The organism is Polaribacter vadi, assembly GCF_001761365.1.
Classification (GTDB): domain Bacteria; phylum Bacteroidota; class Bacteroidia; order Flavobacteriales; family Flavobacteriaceae; genus Polaribacter; species Polaribacter vadi.
Map to the genome: position 1 here is coordinate 1360582 of NZ_CP017477.1, position 17953 is coordinate 1378534.

Consider the following 17953-nt stretch of genomic DNA (forward strand, 5'->3'; position numbering starts at 1 on the left):
TTCTCTAAACTCTATTTTCCTTTCTCTTTTAATTTTATCCTCTTAATCTTTTCTTTCTATTTGTTTCATAATCTTCAAAAATCATTTCTCCTAAACCTTTTAGGCCAGTGTAAAATGCTTTTCCTTGATTTGCTTGTGTAAATGCTTTTACAAATTGCATTAAATATGGGTCTTGTGCAATCATAAAAGTGGTAATTGGTATGTGTAATTTCCTGGCTTGTTGTGCCATTCCATAACATTTATCAACAATATATTTATCCAAACCATTACTGTTTTTATAATACTGTCCATCAGGCAAACGTAAGCAACTTGGTTTTCCATCAGTAATCATAAAAATTTGTTTGTTGGTATTTCGTTTTCTTCTCAATAAATCCATTGCCAATTGCAAACCAGCAACTGTATTTGTGTGATAAGGCCCTACTTGTAAATATGGTAAATCTTTAATCTTTATAGGCCAAGAATCGTTTCCAAACACAATAATATCTAAGGTATCTTTTGGATAGCGAGTTGTAATTAATTCAGCCAAAGCCATCGCTACTTTTTTGGCTGGTGTAATTCTATCCTCACCATATAAAATCATAGAGTGACTAATATCAATCATTAAAACTGTACTCATTTGGCTTTTATGCATGGTTTCTTCCACCACCAAATCGTTTTCAGTTAAATTAAAATTATCAATTCCGTTATTAATTTGGGCGTTTCTAATACTTTCAGTCATAGAAACTTTATCTAAAGCATCACCAAATTGATAGGCTCTAAAATCTCCTGTGTGCTCATCTCCTATTCCTGGAGATTTACTTTTATGATTTCCAGCACCACTCCTTTTTATCTTACCAAAAATCTGATTTAAAGCTTGCTGACGAATTGCACGTTCTGTTTTAGAAGTAATTTTTGTACCTCCAGTTCCATCTCCTTTTATTTCTTCTTTTATATAACCTTTCTTTTTAAGATCTTCAATAAAATCATCAATTGTATAATTTTCGTCTGTTAAATTATATTCTTTATCTAAAGAACGTAACCAATCTATAGCTTCATCAAAATCTCCAGAAGTATGGGTTATTAATTCTTTAAAAATATCAAATAATTTCTCAAAAGGCGACTGTTTATCTGCCTCATAAGTAGTAAAGACAAAACCGTTTCTTTTATTCTTGTTTTTCATCAGTATAAAAATACGTCATTAATTTATGGTTTTAAAAAGATTAACATTGCTTTAATATATGTGTTCATTCAAAAAATTTATTCCTAAAAAATGTAACTATTCTTTAAAAACTAAGTCTTTACTGAGTAGCTGTTTTTTTTATAATAAAATTAACATTTATTTAGCTACCTAAAAACTAACTTGTTAACCTAATTAATTCAAACTAAATTTTATGAAAATAGTAACATCTACAAGATTCAAAGTTGTATGTACATTGTTTTTAACCCTGGCAGTAACTGGCGTTCAAAATACAAATGCACAATTTTGGAAAAAAAAGAAAAAAGAAACTCCAACTCAAAAAGCTGTACCCAAAAAGAAAGATAAAACAATTGCTGATTTAACAAAAAGTAGTAAAAAAATTGAAGGTTTATTTACTATTTATCAAGATACAGTTACTGGGAGTGTAAAATTATTGGTAAAAGAAGACCAGCTAAACAAAGACTTTATTTACTTTTCTCAAATTGCCAATGGAGTTACAGAATCAGGTGCTTTTAGAGGTTCTTTTAGAGCAAATTCTGTATTCCATGTTATAAAATATTTTAATCGATTAGAGTTTTTAGCTCCAAACACTGCCTTTTATTTTGATAAAAACAGTGCACTTTCAAAATCTTCTGAAGCTAATATTAGTGATGCTGTGCTTGCAAGTGGTAAACTTTTAGCCTCTGATGATGAAAAAGGCGAATATTTAATTGATGCTGATGGTTTATTCTTATCAGAAACATTTACAAGAATTAAACAACCAAGATTTCCTGGTCAATCTCCTTTCGCTTTTAGTTTAGGAAGTTTAGATAAAAACAAATCTAAAATAAACGAAATTAAAAACTACCCAGAAAACACCAACATAAAAACAGAATATGTGTATAGCAATCCTGCTGTAATAAATGGTGGTTCTCAAGCAGTAACAGATGGTAGAAGTGTTTCTATTAAGGTTTTTCATACGTTTATGAATATGCCAGAAAGCGATTACAAACCTAGAATGGATGATGCTAGAGTTGGTTACTTTTTAACGCAAACAAATGATATGACAACCACTGCAACTATTAATTATAGAGATATGATTCATAGATGGAAGTTGGTAAAGAAAAATCCAGATGCTGCAATTTCTGAACCTGTTACTCCAATTACTTGGTGGATGGAAAAATCGACTCCTGTTGAGTGGAGAGAAACTATTAAAGAAGGTGTTTTAGCTTGGAACGAAGCCTTTGAAAAAGCGGGTTTTAAAAATGCAATGGCTGTAAAAATGCAACCAGATAGTGCAACTTGGGATGCTGGAGATGTAAGATATAATGTTTTACGTTGGACGTCTTCTCCTAATCCTCCTTTTGGTGGTTATGGACCAAGTTTTGTAAATCCTAGAACTGGAGAAATTTTAGGTGCAGACATTATGTTAGAATTTGTACATTTTACAAACCGTGTTTTTGCTGATAAATTATATAATAATGCAGCTGCAAACATGAATTTGGAAACTTCTCAAGAATTAGAAGTTAAAAAATATTTAGCTAAAAATAACTTATTATTTTGTTCTGCTGGTCATATTATGCACGAGAATTTACAACTTGGAACTGCTGTTTTACAAGCTACTGGAGCAACTGAGTTAGAAATGGAAGGTATTAAAAAAGAAGGAATGAAATCTTTAATAATGCACGAAGTTGGGCATACTTTAGGATTAAATCATAATATGAAAGCAAGTATTTTATATACTCCAGAACAATTAGCAGATGCAAATTTTATTAAAGGAAAAGCTTTAACTGGATCTGTAATGGATTATGCAGGTATTAATATTACCAATGATAGAAGCAAACAAGGACAATATTATGACATGGCTGTAGGTCCTTATGATGTTTGGGCAATTCAATTTGGATATACGCCTTTTAAAAATGAATCAGAAAGAAATACTTTGTTAGAAAAATCTACAGAACCTCAACTAATTTTTGGGAATGATGCAGATGATATGCGTGCTCCAGGAAAAGCAATTGATCCAAGAGTTATGATTGGAGATTTATCTAGCGATCAAATTACTTATTCCGTAAATAGGTTTGAATTGGTAAATGACATGATGAAAAACTTGAAAACGCAATTCACTAAAAAAGGAGAAACTTTTGAAGAGTTAAGAAGAGCTTTTTATACATTACATAGTCAAACTGCAATTGCTGGTGGTGTAGTATCTAGATTTATTGGAGGTGTGTATGTTGATAGAGCTACTTTTGGGCAAGATGGAGCTACACAACCTTTTACTCCAGTAAGTTTAAAAGATCAAAAAAGAGCAATGAATGCTTTAGAAAAATACATTTTTGCTCCTAATTCTTTTGATACTCCAAATGAAGTTTACAACTATTTAGCAAGACAAAGAAGAGGTTACAATTTCTTTAGCGGAACTGAAGACCCTAAAATTCATGAGCAAGTTTTAGCCTATCAAACTAGTATTTTAGCACATATTATGCATCCAAATACATTACAAAGATTGTCTAATTCAGAATTGTATGGTAATGAATATAAATTATCTGCTTTTATGACCGATTTAAATAATATGATGTTTGTTGCTGATATTAATGGAAGTGTAAATTCTTTCCGTCAAAATTTACAAGCTGCTTATACAAAACAATTAATCGAGATAGTTTCTGGAAAAGCAAGTAGCAGATTTACTGTAGCCTCTAGATCTATGGCAATTTATAACTTAGAGAAAATTAAATCTTGGGTAAGTAATAACAGAGGTGATGTTGCTACAAAAGCACATAAAAACCACTTAAAAACGTTGATTACAAATGCAATGAAAGAAATAAAATAATTCTTAAAATTACTCAAATAAAAAATCGCAATCTAAACTTTAGATTGCGATTTTTTTATTTTACTTATAATGTAACCTGGATAATTACATTAAAATATTTTCATCATTAGTCAAATTTTCTTTAGGTACTGTATTAAAAAATTCAGCAACTTCTGTATCTGCAGCAGAACCATAAGAAGCTAAAAAAGTTCCTTTAGTATCTTCCATGTCTAATACATATAATATTGACATATCAGAAGGATTACTCATCCCTTCAAATCTATGTTCTGCAACTATGTAAATATCTTCTGCTTTAAATTCTTTTTTAGTTGAATTATCTATTAAGGTATTATCTACAACTCTAAAATTGTGTGAATACCCTTTTGCTTGATATTTTTTAATTAACTCTAACTCATTTTTTGCGTTTTCCATAATGTGGTTTATTTTAATTCTCATCAAAGAACATCAAAATCATTCATAAGTATTATTGCAAACAGTTTTTATTTTAACTCAAATATTATTTTATCAAATTATATTTTAGAAGAAAACATCATTTTCTTAAATGAATTACAATTAAATGTAATTGAGATACTTTTAAAGTTGATAAAAAAGCATCTTTGTATAAAACCAACAACTATGGCTATTTTAGGAAACATTATTAAAGGCGTTATCAACCTAACAGATACATTTTCATTTGAATCTAACCCAATTGAAAATCAAGAAAAAGTATTGAAAAACTTATTAGAAACTGCTAAAAACACCAAATTCGGAGAAAAATATCACTTTAAAACAATTTTATTAAGTGATGATTTACAAGAATCTTTTGCAGATGAAGTGCCATATTTTGATTACAATAAAATCAACAAAAAATGGTGGAGTAAATTACACAAAGGTAAAACTGATGTAACTTGGCCAGGAACACCTTCTTATTTTGCTTTAAGCTCTGGAACCACAGGAAAAAAAAGTAAAAGAATTCCTGTAACAGATGAAATGATAGACGCCATAAAAAGTTCTGGCATTAAGCAAGTAACTTCTTTAAGCAATTTTGATTTACCAGCAGATTTTTTTGAAAAAGAAATTATGATGTTGGGTAGTTCTACAGATTTAAAAGAAAAAAACGATCATTTAGAAGGAGAAATCAGCGGAATTAGTGCAAGTAATATTCCTTTTTGGTTTAAAGGATATTACAAACCTGGAGAAGAAATTGCTAAAATTGATGATTGGGATGAACGTGTTGCAAACATCGCAGAAAATGCAAAAACTTGGGATATTGGTGCTTTAAGTGGGATTCCTGCTTGGATTGAGTTGATGATGAAGGAAGTGATTAAATATCATAATGTAGAAAACATTCACGAAGTTTGGCCAAACTTACAAGTGTACACTTCTGGTGGAGTTGCTTTTAGCCCTTATGAAAAAAGTTTTAATGCACTTTTAGGAAAACCAGTTACAGTAATTGACACTTATTTAGCCTCTGAAGGTTACATTGCCACACAAATAAGACCAGATGCAAATGCCATGCAATTAAATACCGAAAACGGAATTTATTTTGAGTTTGTACCTATGAATCCAGATTATATAAAAGAGGATGGTTCTTTAAAGAAAAGTGCGCCTGCAATTTCTATTAAAGACGTGGAATTAGACCAAGATTATATTTTAATTATTAGTACAGTTTCTGGTGCTTGGCGTTATTTAATTGGTGATACAATTGCTTTTACAGATATTGAAAAAGCAGAAATTAAAATTACAGGAAGAACTAAATTCTTTTTAAATACAGTGGGTTCGCAATTATCTGTTAATAAAATGGATGATGCCATGAAGCATTTAGAAGAAACATATAACACAGAAATTACAGAATATACAATTTGTGCAAAACGTTTTGAAGATGGTGAATTTTATCACTCTTGGTATTTAGGAACCGATTTAAATGCTGATGAAAATGAAGTTGCAGATACTTTAGATACTTTCTTAAAAGATGCCAATAAAAATTATAAAGTTGCCAGAAGTAAAGCTTTAAAAGGAGTTAAAGTAAAAATAATTCCTCAAGAAAAATTTTATGAATGGAGTGATAAAAACAAGAAAAAAGGTGGCCAAGTAAAAATGGAACGTGTTATGAAAGAAGATAAATTTGCTGAATGGGAAGAGTTTGTAAACTAAATTTTCTCTAAAAATAAAAAACCTCAAGATGAATTTCTTGAGTTTTTTTATGAATTAAATTTAAAAGTTATTTATTGAGCTTTTTTGTTCGAGGATCATTCTTTTCGAAGTTTTTAATTTGATCATTTGCTGCTTTTAAATCTTCTTTGTCTACTTGTTTTGGTTTTTGCTCAAAAGCTTTTTCTGGTTCAAAACTAAAATCTGTATATAAAGGATAGTGATCAGAATGTATATCCTCTCTAACTTCCATTTTTTTAACTCTAAATTCTTTGGAGATAAAAATATGATCTAAAGGCCATTTTAAAATATAACTATCTGCAGAATAGGTATTAAACAAACCTCTACCAATTCTAGCATCTAATAGTTCACTTACATTTTTAAATAATTGAGAAGTTTCAGACCAAGCAACATCATTAAAATCGCCCAAAACAATTACTGGTAAATCAGACTCTAAACTCATTTTTGCAGTAAACATCATTTCTGTATCTCTATCAGTAGACATAGAGTTTTCTTGAGGCATAGGAGGAGTTGGATGAATTGCATACATTTGAATTGTATCTCCACCTTTTAAAATAACTTTTACCTCTATAGATGGAATACTGTCGCTCACCAAGTATTTAGTCTGCGGATTTATCAACTCTAAATTAGAATACAAAGCCATTCCATAAGCATTATCTAAAGGAATTTCGTGTTTGTACCTATAAGAATTTGTAGCACTTTTATTTAATTCATTTAACCATCTTTTATTTACTTCTGTTAATAAAATAATGTCTGGTTTTAATACATTGATTTCGTTTATAATTTTTTGCGATTTTTTATTTTTTTGCAAAACATTCGCAGTTAAAATCTTAATAGAATTGTCTGTATTTTCTGACGCGTTTAAAACATCATAACCTGCAAAAGCTGTGTAAGGATAAATTTTTGCGAATTGAAAAACACAACAACCTACAAGTATTGTCATAAAAATATAATCCTTTTTACTTTTAAAATCAAACTTAATAAAATAAGTGACAATGGCTAAAGCTGTTAAAAAAGTTAATTGAATATGAGGAAAATCAAAAGCTCTAATCCACCAATAATCTACTGCTATAAATGGCGTAATTGTTAACAGAATTGCTAACATACCAAAACCAATCAAAAATTTCTTAAACATATTTTGAGATAACTTAATTGTTAAAATAAAGCATAAAATGTAAATCTAAAAAAATGTTAAAGATACTCAAAGACTTTGTTAAACTATTATTTGTGGCAAGAACTCAATTAAATGAGCAAAAGGAAAGCTTTTTTGAGTTGTAAATTTGAGTAAACAAATACTATTAATTAAAAAACACATACAAGATATGAAAACTTTAAAAGATTTATTCGGACACGAAATACAAGATATTTATTCAGCAGAAAAACAATTAAAAGCAGCTTTTCCAGAATTTATTGCTGCAACAGATGATAAAGAACTAACAAATTTGCTTGAAAAATATCAAGAGCAAACAAATAACCAGTTTGATAAAGTAAGAAAAATTGCAGACGATTTAGATATTAATCCAGGAAATTCGAAATGTGAAGCTATGGAAGGTTTGATTAAAGAAGCAAATGGATTATTAAAACACGATATGACTAAAAATGTAAAAGATGCAGGAATTATTGCTCGTGTTCAAAGAATTATGCATTATGAAATTTCTGCTTATGGAACAGCTGTTAGATATGCAAAAGAATTAGATATGAATGAAGTTTCATCTAAACTACAAGAAATTTTAGATGCTAAATATACTGTAGATGAAAAATTAGGGAAAATGGCGAAAAGAAGAATTAATGAAGAAGCAATTGCCTAATTTTAAATAAAAATTACACATTCAAAAACCGATTTTAAAATCGGTTTTTTTATGCGATTTTGTTATTCATTTAAAGAATTTTATCAATATTATTCTTTAAATTGTAAGTTGAAATCAACCTTCACAAATTTACTAAACAAAGAAAACAAACAACTAAATAACAACTATTTATGTCTTTTGAACGCACTTTAGAAAAACTGAAAATTTTAGCAGATGCTGCTAAATATGATGTTTCTTGTTCTTCGAGTGGAAGCAAAAGAACGAACACAAATAAAGGTTTAGGAAATGCAACAGGAATGGGAATTTGCCATTCGTATACAGAAGATGGCAGATGTGTTTCTTTATTAAAAATACTACTAACAAATCACTGTATTTTTGATTGCGCTTATTGTGTAACTAGAAAAAGTAACGATGTAAAACGCGCAGCTTTTAAAGTGCAAGAAGTGGTTGATTTAACCATCAATTTTTATAGAAGAAATTATATTGAAGGTTTGTTTTTAAGTTCTGGTATTTTTAAAAGTGCAGATTATACTATGGAACGCTTGGTGGCTGTTGCCAAAAAATTGCGTTTAGAAGAAAATTTTAATGGTTATATTCATTTAAAATCAATTCCTGGAGCATCAGATGAGTTGATGCGTGAAGCTGGTTTGTATGCAGATAGATTAAGTGTAAACATAGAAATTCCAACCAAATCTGGTTTAAAATTATTAGCTCCTGATAAAAATTTCGAAGATTTTATAAAACCAATGGAAAAGGTGAAGAATGAAATCATTCAATATAAATCTGAGAAAAAAATTATAAAGAGTACACCAAAATATGCACCTGCAGGTCAAAGTACACAAATGATTGTTGGTGCAAGTGGCGAAAATGATTTTCAGATTTTAAAAACTGCTGAACATTATTATAAGAACTTCAATTTAAAGAGAGTTTATTATTCTGGTTATGTACCAATTTCTTATGACAATCGTTTACCAAATATTGGTAGTGAAGTACCCATGTTACGTGAAAACAGGTTGTATCAATCAGATTGGTTAACTCGTTTTTATGGATTTCAAACGAATGAAATCGTCAACATTAATCATCAGAATTTAGATTTAGATATTGATCCAAAATTAAGTTGGGCTTTAAGAAATATGCATGAATTTCCTGTGGATGTAAATAGAGCAGACAAAAGAATGTTAGCACGAATTCCGGGTATTGGTATGAAATCTGTAGCCAAAATTTTAATGGCTAGAAAATATAGACGTTTAAATTGGGATCATTTAAAAAAAATAGGAATTGCGTTTAACAGAGCTCAATATTTTTTAGTGTGTGACAGCAATCAGTTTGAAAAAAGAGATTTAACTGCGGATAAAATAAAAGCATTTATCTTAAAAAATTCTACGAGTAAATACGATACAATTTTAAATCCTCAATTAAATTTATTTGAGTGATGCAAAATAAAACCTTAATTTACGATGGCACTTTCGAAGGTTTTTTAAGCTGTGTTTTTTACGTTTTTGAATATAAACTCACACAAGTAACTATTCAAAATGAATATGTATTGCAAAATGCATTATTTTCTGAAAACGAAAACATTGTTACTGACAAAACAAAATCAGATCGAGTTTGGCAAGGCTTAAAGCAAAGAGCGTCCAGAATATCATCAACCAAAATATATTATGCTTTTTTAAGTGAACAGCCTAATGTTGAAAATATTTTGTTAGATTATATTCAATATATTTTTAAAAATAAAGAAAAAGTCGATACGGATTTTACACATTCAAGTGTTTTAAAAACATCTCAAATAGCAAAAAATGTAAGCAGAGAAAAACATAGAATGGAAGCTTTTGTGCGTTTCAGATTGACAAAAGACAGTATTTATTTTGCAAATATTGAACCCGATTTTAATGTATTGCCTTTAATTTCAAAGCATTTTAAAAGCAGATATGCAGATCAAAAATGGGTAATTTATGACATTAAAAGAAATTATGGTTTATATTATGACTTGCAAACGTTAGATTTTATCAATATGGATTTCCCTGATAATTTTGATTTTTCAAAAACCTCCACAGATTTTTTTGCAAATGAAGAATTCGATTTTCAGAAACTCTGGAAAGATTATTTTGATAGCACAAACATAAAAGAACGAAAAAATATGAAACTACATATTAGGCATGTTCCAAAACGTTATTGGAAATATTTAAGTGAAAAGCAGCCTAATTTATAAATTTTAAAAAAACAACTTATGGAAAAAACAACGAGTATAAACCCAGCAACTGAAGAGCAAATTGCAAGTTATGAGAGAATAACTCCAGAAATTGCAAAAGAAAAAGTAGCGAAAGCGAATAAAACTCATCAATCTTGGAAAAAAACAACATTTGCAGAGCGTTCTAAATTGATGAACAAACTTGCCGATATTTTTGAAGAAAATAAAGAAAAATACGCTCAGTTAGCAACTCAAGAAATGGGTAAAACTTTGAAGCAATCAATAAGCGAAATAGAAAAATGTGCTAAAATTTGCAGGTATTATGCAGATAATATTCAAGAATTATTGGCAGATAAAATTATAAAAACAGAAGCTAAAAAGAGTTATGTAACCTACCAACCTTTAGGCGTTGTTTTAGCAGTGATGCCTTGGAACTTTCCTTTTTATCAAGTAATTCGTTTTGCTGCACCAGCAGTTATGACTGGAAATACTGGCGTTTTAAAACACGCAAGTAATGTGCAAGGTTGTGCTTTTGCTTTAGAAGATGCTTTTACAAAAGCTGGTTTTCCTGAAGGAGTTTTTACCAACTTAAATATAAATTCTGATGCTATAAAAGCAATTATTGAAGATAAAAACATTATTGGAGTTACACTTACTGGAAGTGAACCTGCAGGACGTTCTGTAGCAAAAATTGCTGGTGAAAATTTAAAGAAAACCGTTTTAGAATTAGGTGGAAGTGATGCCTATATTATTTTAGAAGATGCTGATTTAGAAAAAGTAACAGATGTAGCTACTTATGGAAGATTACAAAATAATGGACAAACTTGTATTGCAGCAAAACGCTTTATTGTTTTAGAAGAAATTTATGATGATTTTCTAAAAATGTTCACTCAAAAAATGGCAGCTGCAAAAATGGGTGAACCTACAAATGAAGATACTTATTATGGACCCATGGCTAGAGTTGATTTGCGTGATGAACTTCATAATCAAGTAGAAAAAACCGTAAAACAAGGAGGAAAATTAATTTTGGGCGGAAAAATTCCAAACAAAAAAGGAGCCTATTATCCTGCCACAATTTTAGCCGATTTAAAACCTGGAATGACCGCTTTTGATGAAGAACTTTTTGGGCCAGTTGCTTCTGTAATAAAAGCAAAAGACGAAAATGAAGCCATTGAATTAGCAAATAATTCAGCTTTTGGCCTGGGTTCTGGAGTACTTACAGGAAATTCTGAAAGAGGAGAGAAAATTGCTCTACAATTAGAAGCTGGAAATAGTTTTGTAAATAAGTTGGTAGCAAGTGACCCAAGATTGCCTTTTGGAGGTATAAAAAATAGTGGTTATGGAAGAGAATTATATGATTTTGGCGTTAAAGAATTTGTAAATACAAAAACTATTTGGGTTGATTAAACTTACCTTTTAGATAAACTTAAAATCATTTTTACCAGATAATAACAAAGAACAAATAGCCTATTTGTTCTTTGTTATTATCTGGATTTTTAAATAAATATATGTGTTCTATATACTATTTAGGCTAGTTGCTGCATATTTTCTGCAACTTTATCTCTGTCTTTAACCAAAACCATAATTTCTTCTGGAGACAAATAATATCTTTTCATTCTATTTTTATATACTTCAGGAATTTCTGCGTGATTTAAAATAAAGTTCTTTGTCTTTAAAATGTAATCCTCCATTTTATGTTTTACAGCAAAACCATCTGCAGCTCTCTCAGCTTCCACAATATGATTTTCCGAAAATAAATATTTTAAACCAAACCATATTAGGTTTAATTTACTTCTATTTTGATAATCCATAATATGCCCTAGTTCATGACCAATCCAACCTATAAAAATATCATCAGGAATATCTAAAGTAGAAAATTCCTTATCAGAAATTTTAAACTTTTTACTTATCAATATTAAAAACTTTCTATCTTTTTTAGATTTAAAAAAACTATCAAAAGTAGGTCTTGCCTGCATTGTAGATTTTTTTATGTTTTTTTTAATTTTAAACTCTATATGAATATTTTTTAGTTGAGGATAATATCCCAAAGCAACTTCTACTCTCTCCCTTATTTTGTTTGGTATTATGTGTTTATCTGCCATAAATTTTGTCATATTTTTTAACAATTCTTAATAGAGAAATATAACTGAAACTGACTTACTTTTTGTGCTTTTATCCTTAAATTTGTAACTCTTTTAAAAAGCACAAATTAAGGATGAAAAATTTTTTTAGTTTCCTCTACTCTACACGTTTAATGGCCGTTTTATTTATCCTTTTTGCAGTTGCAATGGGAATTGCTACTTTTATAGAAAACGATTTTGGCACACAAACCTCTAAAGCTCTAGTTTACAATACTTGGTGGTTTGAACTTATCATAATTTTCTTTGTCATCAATTTTTTTGGTAACATTTTTAGATACAAATTATATAAAAAAGAAAAATGGGCAACTTTTATGTTTCATGCAGCATTTTTACTAATTATAATTGGTGCAGCAGTCACAAGATACATTGGTTATGAAGGCATTATGTTGATTAATGAAGGTGAAACTACCAGCCAATTTTTATCGGAAACCACTTATATAAATGTTATTGTTGATAATAATAAGGAGCAAAAAGAATTACATGAACCTATTTTATTATCTGCTTGGGGATCTAATAATTGGTCTTTTTCCGACAATTTTAGAGGTCAAGATTATGAGATCGAATTAGTAGATTACATTCCTTGGGCTGAAAAGAAATTTATTGATGATGAAAATGGTGTGGAACATTTATTTTTGGTTGAATCATCAGAAGGAAGCAGACATGAACATTATGTAAAATCTGGAACTGTTCAAAATATCCATAATATTTTAGTGGGTTATAATGCAACAGATAATAATGCATCTATCAATATATTTAAAAGAAATGATTCTTTAAAAATCGTAACCAAATCTGATGGAGCTTATCAAGTGATGGCAACCATGGCAGAAGGCACTGTGCAAAAAGATACTGTGCAAGATTTTAATTTAAGATCGCTTTATAATATTGCTGGTTTGCCTTTTGTGGTGCCTCAATATCCATCAAAAGGATCAATGGAAACAGTTTCTGGACCAAAAGATGATAAAAAGCTAGATGTTGTTGTTTTAGATTTAACTGCTAATAACGAGACTAAAAGAGTAGAACTTACAGGAGGAAAATTCAATAATGATAATTTTAAAGAATTCACTTTAAATTCTTTAAATTTTAGAATGTGGTATGGAGCAAGAATTTTACAAGCTCCTTTTCAAGTTAAATTAAACGATTTTCAATTAGAGAAATATCCAGGTTCAGAAAGTGCTGCTTCTTACGCAAGTGAAGTTACTGTAATTGATGGCGAAGAAAAGTTTGATTATAGAATTTTTATGAATCATATTTTAGATCATAAAGGGTATAAATTATTTCAGGCTAGTTATGATTTATCAGGAGAAAAAGAGCAAACACACTTATCTGTAAATCATGATTGGTGGGGTACTTTTATTACCTATTTAGGATATTCATTTTTATATACAGGAATGATTTGTATCTTCTTTGCAAAACATACACGTTTTGATAGTTTAAAAAAATCTTTGAAAAAAATTAAAAAGAAAAAATTGACGATGGCTGTTCTTTTAGCTGTTTTTGTTTCTTCTTTTAGCTTTGCACAAGAGGCAGATCATGATCATAGTGACCCAAATCACACACATAAAACTCCTCAAAAACCAGTAATAAATCAAGAACATGATCATAGTGATCCAAATCACACTCATGAAGCTCCTCTAGGGGTAACACAAACACAGCCTGCAAATCATTCAGCTAGGTTAGTTACAGACCAACAAATAGATTCTATTTTAAAAGCAAACTTAGTTTCTTTAGAACATGCAGAAAGTTTTAACAAACTAATTATTCAAGATGCAGGTGGTAGAATGAAACCTGCACATACTTTTGCTTCTGAATTAGTGCGTAAAGTTAGCCAATCAGAAACTTTAAATGGCATGGAACCAAGTCAGGTTTTGTTATCTATCATAGAAAATGCTAGACTTTGGTATGAAGTACCTGCTATTTATTTAGAGAAACAAAATTTAAAAATTAGAGAACAACTAGGGTTGGCAGATACAGTAAAATATGCAAGATTATCTGACTTTTTTACAGATAGAGGTGAGTATATTATTAGAGAACAAGTTGCTGAAGCTCAAAAAACAAACGTAAAAAATTACTTTGAAAAAGATTTAATTAAGATTGATAGACGTTTAGGATTGTTATACAATGCTATTGGTGGTGGAATTTTAAAAATTTATCCTATTCCAGATGATGAGAACAACAAATGGGTTTCACAACCTGAAACATCTACTACAAAAGGTTTTAAACCTGCAGACACTGTTTTTGTTCAGAAATCTTTACCACTTTACGTGCAATTATTACAAACAGCTAAAAAAACTGGCGATTATTCAAAAGCTAATCAAGTTTTAGAGGGTATTAAAAAATATCAAAAGAAATATGGTGCAGCAATATATCCTTCTGATGATAAAATTGAATTAGAAATTGCCTATAATAAATTCAACGTTTTTACCAAGTTAGTTCGCTATTACGGTTTTGCGAGTTTATTATTAATCTTCTTTGTAATTGCACAAATATTCAGCAATAAAAAATGGCTTAATTATGTTGTAAAAGGCTTAATTGGAGTTGTTGTCGTTTTATTCATTTTACATACTTCAGGTTTAATTAGCAGATGGTATATTAGTGGAAATGCACCTTGGAGTAATGCCTATGAATCTATAATATTCGTTGCTTGGTCCACCATGTTATTTGGTTTTTTCTTAGGAAGAAATTCTGCTTTAACCATTACTGCAACTACTTTTGTAACAGCAGTTACTTTATTTTTTGCCAGTCAAAACTGGTTAGATCCAGAAATTGCAAACTTACAACCTGTATTAAATTCTTGGTGGTTACTAGTGCATGTTTCTATAATTGTTGCAAGTTATGGGCCTTTAACTTTAGGAATGATTTTAGGAATTTTCGCGTTGTTTTTTATTGTTTTCACCACTAAAAACAATAAAAAGAAAATGGATATCCATATTAAAGAAATTACCATTATCAATGAAATGGCTGTAACAGTTGGTTTGGTAATGCTTACGATTGGTAACTTTTTAGGTGGAATGTGGGCTAACGAAAGTTGGGGACGTTATTGGGGTTGGGATCCAAAAGAAACTTGGGCATTAATTTCAATTATGGTCTACGCTTTTGTTTTACACATGCGTTTAATTCCTGGTTTACGAGGTAGATATACGTTTAACCTTTGGACAATAATTGCTTATTTTTCTATTATGATGACCTATTTTGGTGTAAATTTCTACTTATCTGGTTTGCATTCTTACGCAAGTGGAGATCAAGTAATAACACCAACAACTGTGTACTATTGTGTAGGATTTGTAGTTATTCTAGGAACTTTAGCTTGGTTTCAATATAGAAAACATTACAAAAAATAAGTTCTCGACACAAAATTTCTAAAAAAGAAATTTCACTCGAACTGACAACATCTTTTAATAAGAAAATGTATTTTTGCTTTTCAATTTTTTAATTATAAAAATAAATCATGTTTCATAAAAACATAAAATTAATATTAGCAGGTTTAATTACAGTTTGGTCTGTATATCAATTTAGCCAAGGAAATATCATGAACGGAATTTCTATCTTATTATTAGCTGGAATTTTCATCCTATTTTACTTTAAAAACGAATTTATATTACTTGCTTTTTTACAATTGCGTAAACAAAATTTTGATGGCGCAAAAAAATGGCTAGGCTATATTAAAAATCCTGAAAAAGCATTAATTGTAAAGCAACAAGGATATTATAATTATTTACATGGCATTATGTTAAGCCAAACAAATATTACTCAAGCTGAAAAATATTTAAGAAAAGCTGTAAGATTAGGTTTGTCTATGAATCATGATTTGGCAATGGCTAAATTACAACTAGCAGGAATTGCAATGACTAAAAGACGCAAACGTGAAGCTACTAATTTAATGGCAGAAGCTAAAAAGTTAGACAAAAACGGAATGCTAAAAGAGCAAATACAAATGATGAAACAGCAGATGAAAAAAATCTAACGTTTTATCAATTTTGTGATATAAAAAAAAATCCGCTAAAAGCGGATTTTTTTATGTTTGTAACTATACCAAAAGTTTAAAACTTTCTTCTATGTTATTTATTTCAATCTCGATAAAGATAAATCTTTGTTGTATTGCACAATAAATAAACCTTTATTTTCAGATGTAAATTCGCTATTTCTATAATCGAACTTTGTTTCTACTCTTGCAGACATTCCTTCTTTTAAAGTTGATTTCAAATCATTTCCAGAAGCTAATCTTATTAGAATATCATAAGTGATATCAAAACCTTTAGTTGCATAAAAAGAAGGCAATGCATTGTTTTTGTTCAAATATTGCTTTCTAAAAACTCTTGAGGCTAAAGAAGTTTCATCAACAAAATCATCACTTACATAGGTAAAACCAATTTTGGCTAATTTACTATTATCAATTTTGTCATAAACATCTCCTTTATCAAAAGTAAATAATTTTACAGTTGTTTCTTTTGGCAAACTAATTAAACTATTTACTACATCAGAAACGATAACCATATCATCTGTAGCTATAATGATCCAATTTTTAGTATTCGGTTTTAAAACATTTAAAAATTTACTTTTTGCAATATATCCATTACTTGGTGTAAGTGTATAGATATTTTTAACAATTGTATCAGCTTGTTGCAAAGAATACCTCATATTTTTAATGGCTTGTATCGATTCAGATTTACCATCACTTACCATAATTATGTTTCCACCAGTAAAGTTTTCTTTAATATAATTTTCTAACTCTTCTCTAAAAACTTTTTTATCAGGTGATGTTTTGATAATATTCGAGGCATTAAAATCGGATTGATTTTTAGAGTACACAGGAAAAATAACTGGAATATTTACATTGGAAGCAACTGTTTGTACTTCCTCAGAATATAAAGGACCAATAATTACATCGTTGCTATTTAAATTTTTATTTGAAATAATTCTGTTAATTTCATTTGTTCTTCTATCTCCAGTATCAAAAACATTAAAGTCTATTTTAACGCCTTTTCTTCTTAAAGAATCAACAGCAATTTCTGCACCTAAATAAAAATCGGTAGCAATATTTACCAAGGCAGAATTATTTGCAAAGATTTCTTTTAAACGAGTCGAATCATTTGAATATCTTGCTGCTCTAAAAGGTAATAACAAAGCAACTTTTAAGTCTTTATTTCTTTTGATATAATCATCATAATAAACTTCATCTATGGTTACTTCTAAAGGAATTTCTTTAATTTTCAAAATCATTCCTAACTTTAAACCTTCTTTTAATTCAGGGTTTAAAAGTAATAATTCTCCTCTTGTAACATCAAAAGTTTTACCCAAGCTATAAAAAGTATCGCCTTTTTTTACTTCATAAATTACATATTTGCTTCTAAACTCATCAGTTAAGTCAAGTTGTGTATTTAAACCATCTAAATCATTAATAGAATCTATGGTTACTTGGCTTAAGTTTTCTTTATTCTCTCTAATTCTTTTGTTAAGAAGATCCCACTTTTTTTGAGGAACTACAATGTAAGAATTTACTTTTGGTAAAGTATCCATACCAGGATTTAAACGAATTAAATCTCTAGTAGACATGTCCAATTTTTCAGCAATTTTACTGGCAGAATCTCCTTTTTTAACTTTATACTGAATGTATCTGTTTTGTTGTCCACAAGAAACTGTGAACGATAAAATACACAGAAAAACAAAAAATTTTAAATGCTTCAT

Annotated in this window: 13 protein-coding genes; 8 read left to right on the forward strand and 5 right to left on the reverse strand. The window is 29.3% G+C overall.

The genetic code is table 11. The features are described 5' to 3' along the window. Window positions 1–34 precede the first annotated feature (34 nt). Window positions 35–1159: a vWA domain-containing protein gene (locus LPB03_RS06030; protein ID WP_065318791.1), complete on the reverse strand. Its 1125-nt coding sequence runs from the start codon at window positions 1157–1159 to the stop codon at window positions 35–37. 211 nt (window positions 1160–1370) lie between these two features. Here LPB03_RS06030 and LPB03_RS06035 point away from each other — a divergent pair, with 211 nt between their 5' ends. After that, the gene (locus LPB03_RS06035) at window positions 1371–3983 is read left to right on the forward strand and encodes a zinc-dependent metalloprotease (RefSeq protein WP_065318790.1); all 2613 of its coding nucleotides are present in this window, start codon (window positions 1371–1373) and stop codon (window positions 3981–3983) included. Between the two features lie 84 nt (window positions 3984–4067). Here LPB03_RS06035 and LPB03_RS06040 read toward each other — a convergent pair whose 3' ends face one another. Further along, window positions 4068–4394 (reverse strand): hypothetical protein, encoded by a 327-nt coding sequence (locus LPB03_RS06040; protein ID WP_065319362.1) that lies wholly within the window; start codon window positions 4392–4394, stop codon window positions 4068–4070. A gap of 204 nt (window positions 4395–4598) precedes the next feature. Between LPB03_RS06040 and LPB03_RS06045 the strand changes: the two genes are divergently transcribed. Next, window positions 4599–6116 (forward strand): GH3 family acyl-acid amido synthetase, encoded by a 1518-nt coding sequence (locus tag LPB03_RS06045; protein WP_065319361.1) that lies wholly within the window; start codon window positions 4599–4601, stop codon window positions 6114–6116. Window positions 6117–6183: 67 nt separating this feature from the next. Here LPB03_RS06045 and LPB03_RS06050 read toward each other — a convergent pair whose 3' ends face one another. Next, on the reverse strand, window positions 6184–7269 hold the full coding sequence (locus LPB03_RS06050) for an endonuclease/exonuclease/phosphatase family protein (RefSeq protein ID WP_065318789.1): 1086 nt from the start codon (window positions 7267–7269) through the stop codon (window positions 6184–6186). A gap of 187 nt (window positions 7270–7456) precedes the next feature. Between LPB03_RS06050 and LPB03_RS06055 the strand changes: the two genes are divergently transcribed. The 4 genes from LPB03_RS06055 to LPB03_RS06070 all read left to right on the forward strand — a co-directional run bounded on the left by LPB03_RS06055 (window position 7457) and on the right by LPB03_RS06070 (window position 11537). Then, a complete protein-coding gene (locus LPB03_RS06055) occupies window positions 7457–7942 on the forward strand; it encodes a YciE/YciF ferroxidase family protein (RefSeq protein WP_065319360.1) in 486 nt (161 codons plus the stop codon). Window positions 7943–8112: 170 nt separating this feature from the next. Beyond that, window positions 8113–9375 carry a putative DNA modification/repair radical SAM protein gene (locus LPB03_RS06060; protein ID WP_065318788.1) on the forward strand — a complete coding sequence of 421 codons (1263 nt, stop codon included), beginning with the start codon at window positions 8113–8115 and terminating at the stop codon, window positions 9373–9375. Continuing rightward, on the forward strand, window positions 9375–10151 hold the full coding sequence (locus LPB03_RS06065; RefSeq protein ID WP_065318787.1) for a TIGR03915 family putative DNA repair protein: 777 nt from the start codon (window positions 9375–9377) through the stop codon (window positions 10149–10151). The genes LPB03_RS06060 and LPB03_RS06065 overlap by 1 nt, the downstream gene beginning before the upstream one ends. Window positions 10152–10169: 18 nt before the next feature. Continuing rightward, a complete protein-coding gene (locus tag LPB03_RS06070) occupies window positions 10170–11537 on the forward strand; it encodes an NAD-dependent succinate-semialdehyde dehydrogenase (RefSeq protein ID WP_065318786.1) in 1368 nt (455 codons plus the stop codon). 119 nt (window positions 11538–11656) lie between these two features. On the opposite strand, the gene LPB03_RS06075 is transcribed toward LPB03_RS06070, so the two are convergent. Beyond that, window positions 11657–12232 carry a hypothetical protein gene (locus LPB03_RS06075; RefSeq protein ID WP_065318785.1) on the reverse strand — a complete coding sequence of 192 codons (576 nt, stop codon included), beginning with the start codon at window positions 12230–12232 and terminating at the stop codon, window positions 11657–11659. Window positions 12233–12345: 113 nt separating this feature from the next. Here LPB03_RS06075 and LPB03_RS06080 point away from each other — a divergent pair, with 113 nt between their 5' ends. Both LPB03_RS06080 and LPB03_RS06085 read left to right on the forward strand, forming a co-directional pair. Further along, window positions 12346–15609, forward strand: coding sequence for a cytochrome c biogenesis protein (locus LPB03_RS06080; RefSeq protein ID WP_065318769.1), 3264 nt, complete (start codon window positions 12346–12348; stop codon window positions 15607–15609). A 107-nt stretch (window positions 15610–15716) separates the two neighbouring features. Beyond that, window positions 15717–16232, forward strand: coding sequence for a hypothetical protein (locus tag LPB03_RS06085; RefSeq protein WP_065318768.1), 516 nt, complete (start codon window positions 15717–15719; stop codon window positions 16230–16232). A 98-nt stretch (window positions 16233–16330) separates the two neighbouring features. Here the strand turns inward: LPB03_RS06085 and LPB03_RS06090 are convergent, their stop codons facing one another. Then, window positions 16331–17953 (reverse strand): LysM peptidoglycan-binding domain-containing protein, encoded by a 1623-nt coding sequence (locus tag LPB03_RS06090; protein ID WP_231953141.1) that lies wholly within the window; start codon window positions 17951–17953, stop codon window positions 16331–16333.

Coding starts and splice junctions, on each gene's coding strand:
- LPB03_RS06085 (WP_065318768.1), top strand. CDS start 15,717: ATGTTTCATAAAAACATAAAATTAATATTAGCAGGTTTAATTACAGTT.
- LPB03_RS06050 (WP_065318789.1), bottom strand. CDS start 7,269: ATGTTTAAGAAATTTTTGATTGGTTTTGGTATGTTAGCAATTCTGTTA.
- LPB03_RS06065 (WP_065318787.1), top strand. CDS start 9,375: ATGCAAAATAAAACCTTAATTTACGATGGCACTTTCGAAGGTTTTTTA.
- LPB03_RS06030 (WP_065318791.1), bottom strand. CDS start 1,159: ATGAAAAACAAGAATAAAAGAAACGGTTTTGTCTTTACTACTTATGAG.
- LPB03_RS06055 (WP_065319360.1), top strand. CDS start 7,457: ATGAAAACTTTAAAAGATTTATTCGGACACGAAATACAAGATATTTAT.
- LPB03_RS06035 (WP_065318790.1), top strand. CDS start 1,371: ATGAAAATAGTAACATCTACAAGATTCAAAGTTGTATGTACATTGTTT.
- LPB03_RS06040 (WP_065319362.1), bottom strand. CDS start 4,394: ATGGAAAACGCAAAAAATGAGTTAGAGTTAATTAAAAAATATCAAGCA.
- LPB03_RS06045 (WP_065319361.1), top strand. CDS start 4,599: ATGGCTATTTTAGGAAACATTATTAAAGGCGTTATCAACCTAACAGAT.
- LPB03_RS06070 (WP_065318786.1), top strand. CDS start 10,170: ATGGAAAAAACAACGAGTATAAACCCAGCAACTGAAGAGCAAATTGCA.
- LPB03_RS06060 (WP_065318788.1), top strand. CDS start 8,113: ATGTCTTTTGAACGCACTTTAGAAAAACTGAAAATTTTAGCAGATGCT.
- LPB03_RS06090 (WP_231953141.1), bottom strand. CDS start 17,953: ATGAAGCATTTAAAATTTTTTGTTTTTCTGTGTATTTTATCGTTCACA.
- LPB03_RS06075 (WP_065318785.1), bottom strand. CDS start 12,232: ATGGCAGATAAACACATAATACCAAACAAAATAAGGGAGAGAGTAGAA.
- LPB03_RS06080 (WP_065318769.1), top strand. CDS start 12,346: ATGAAAAATTTTTTTAGTTTCCTCTACTCTACACGTTTAATGGCCGTT.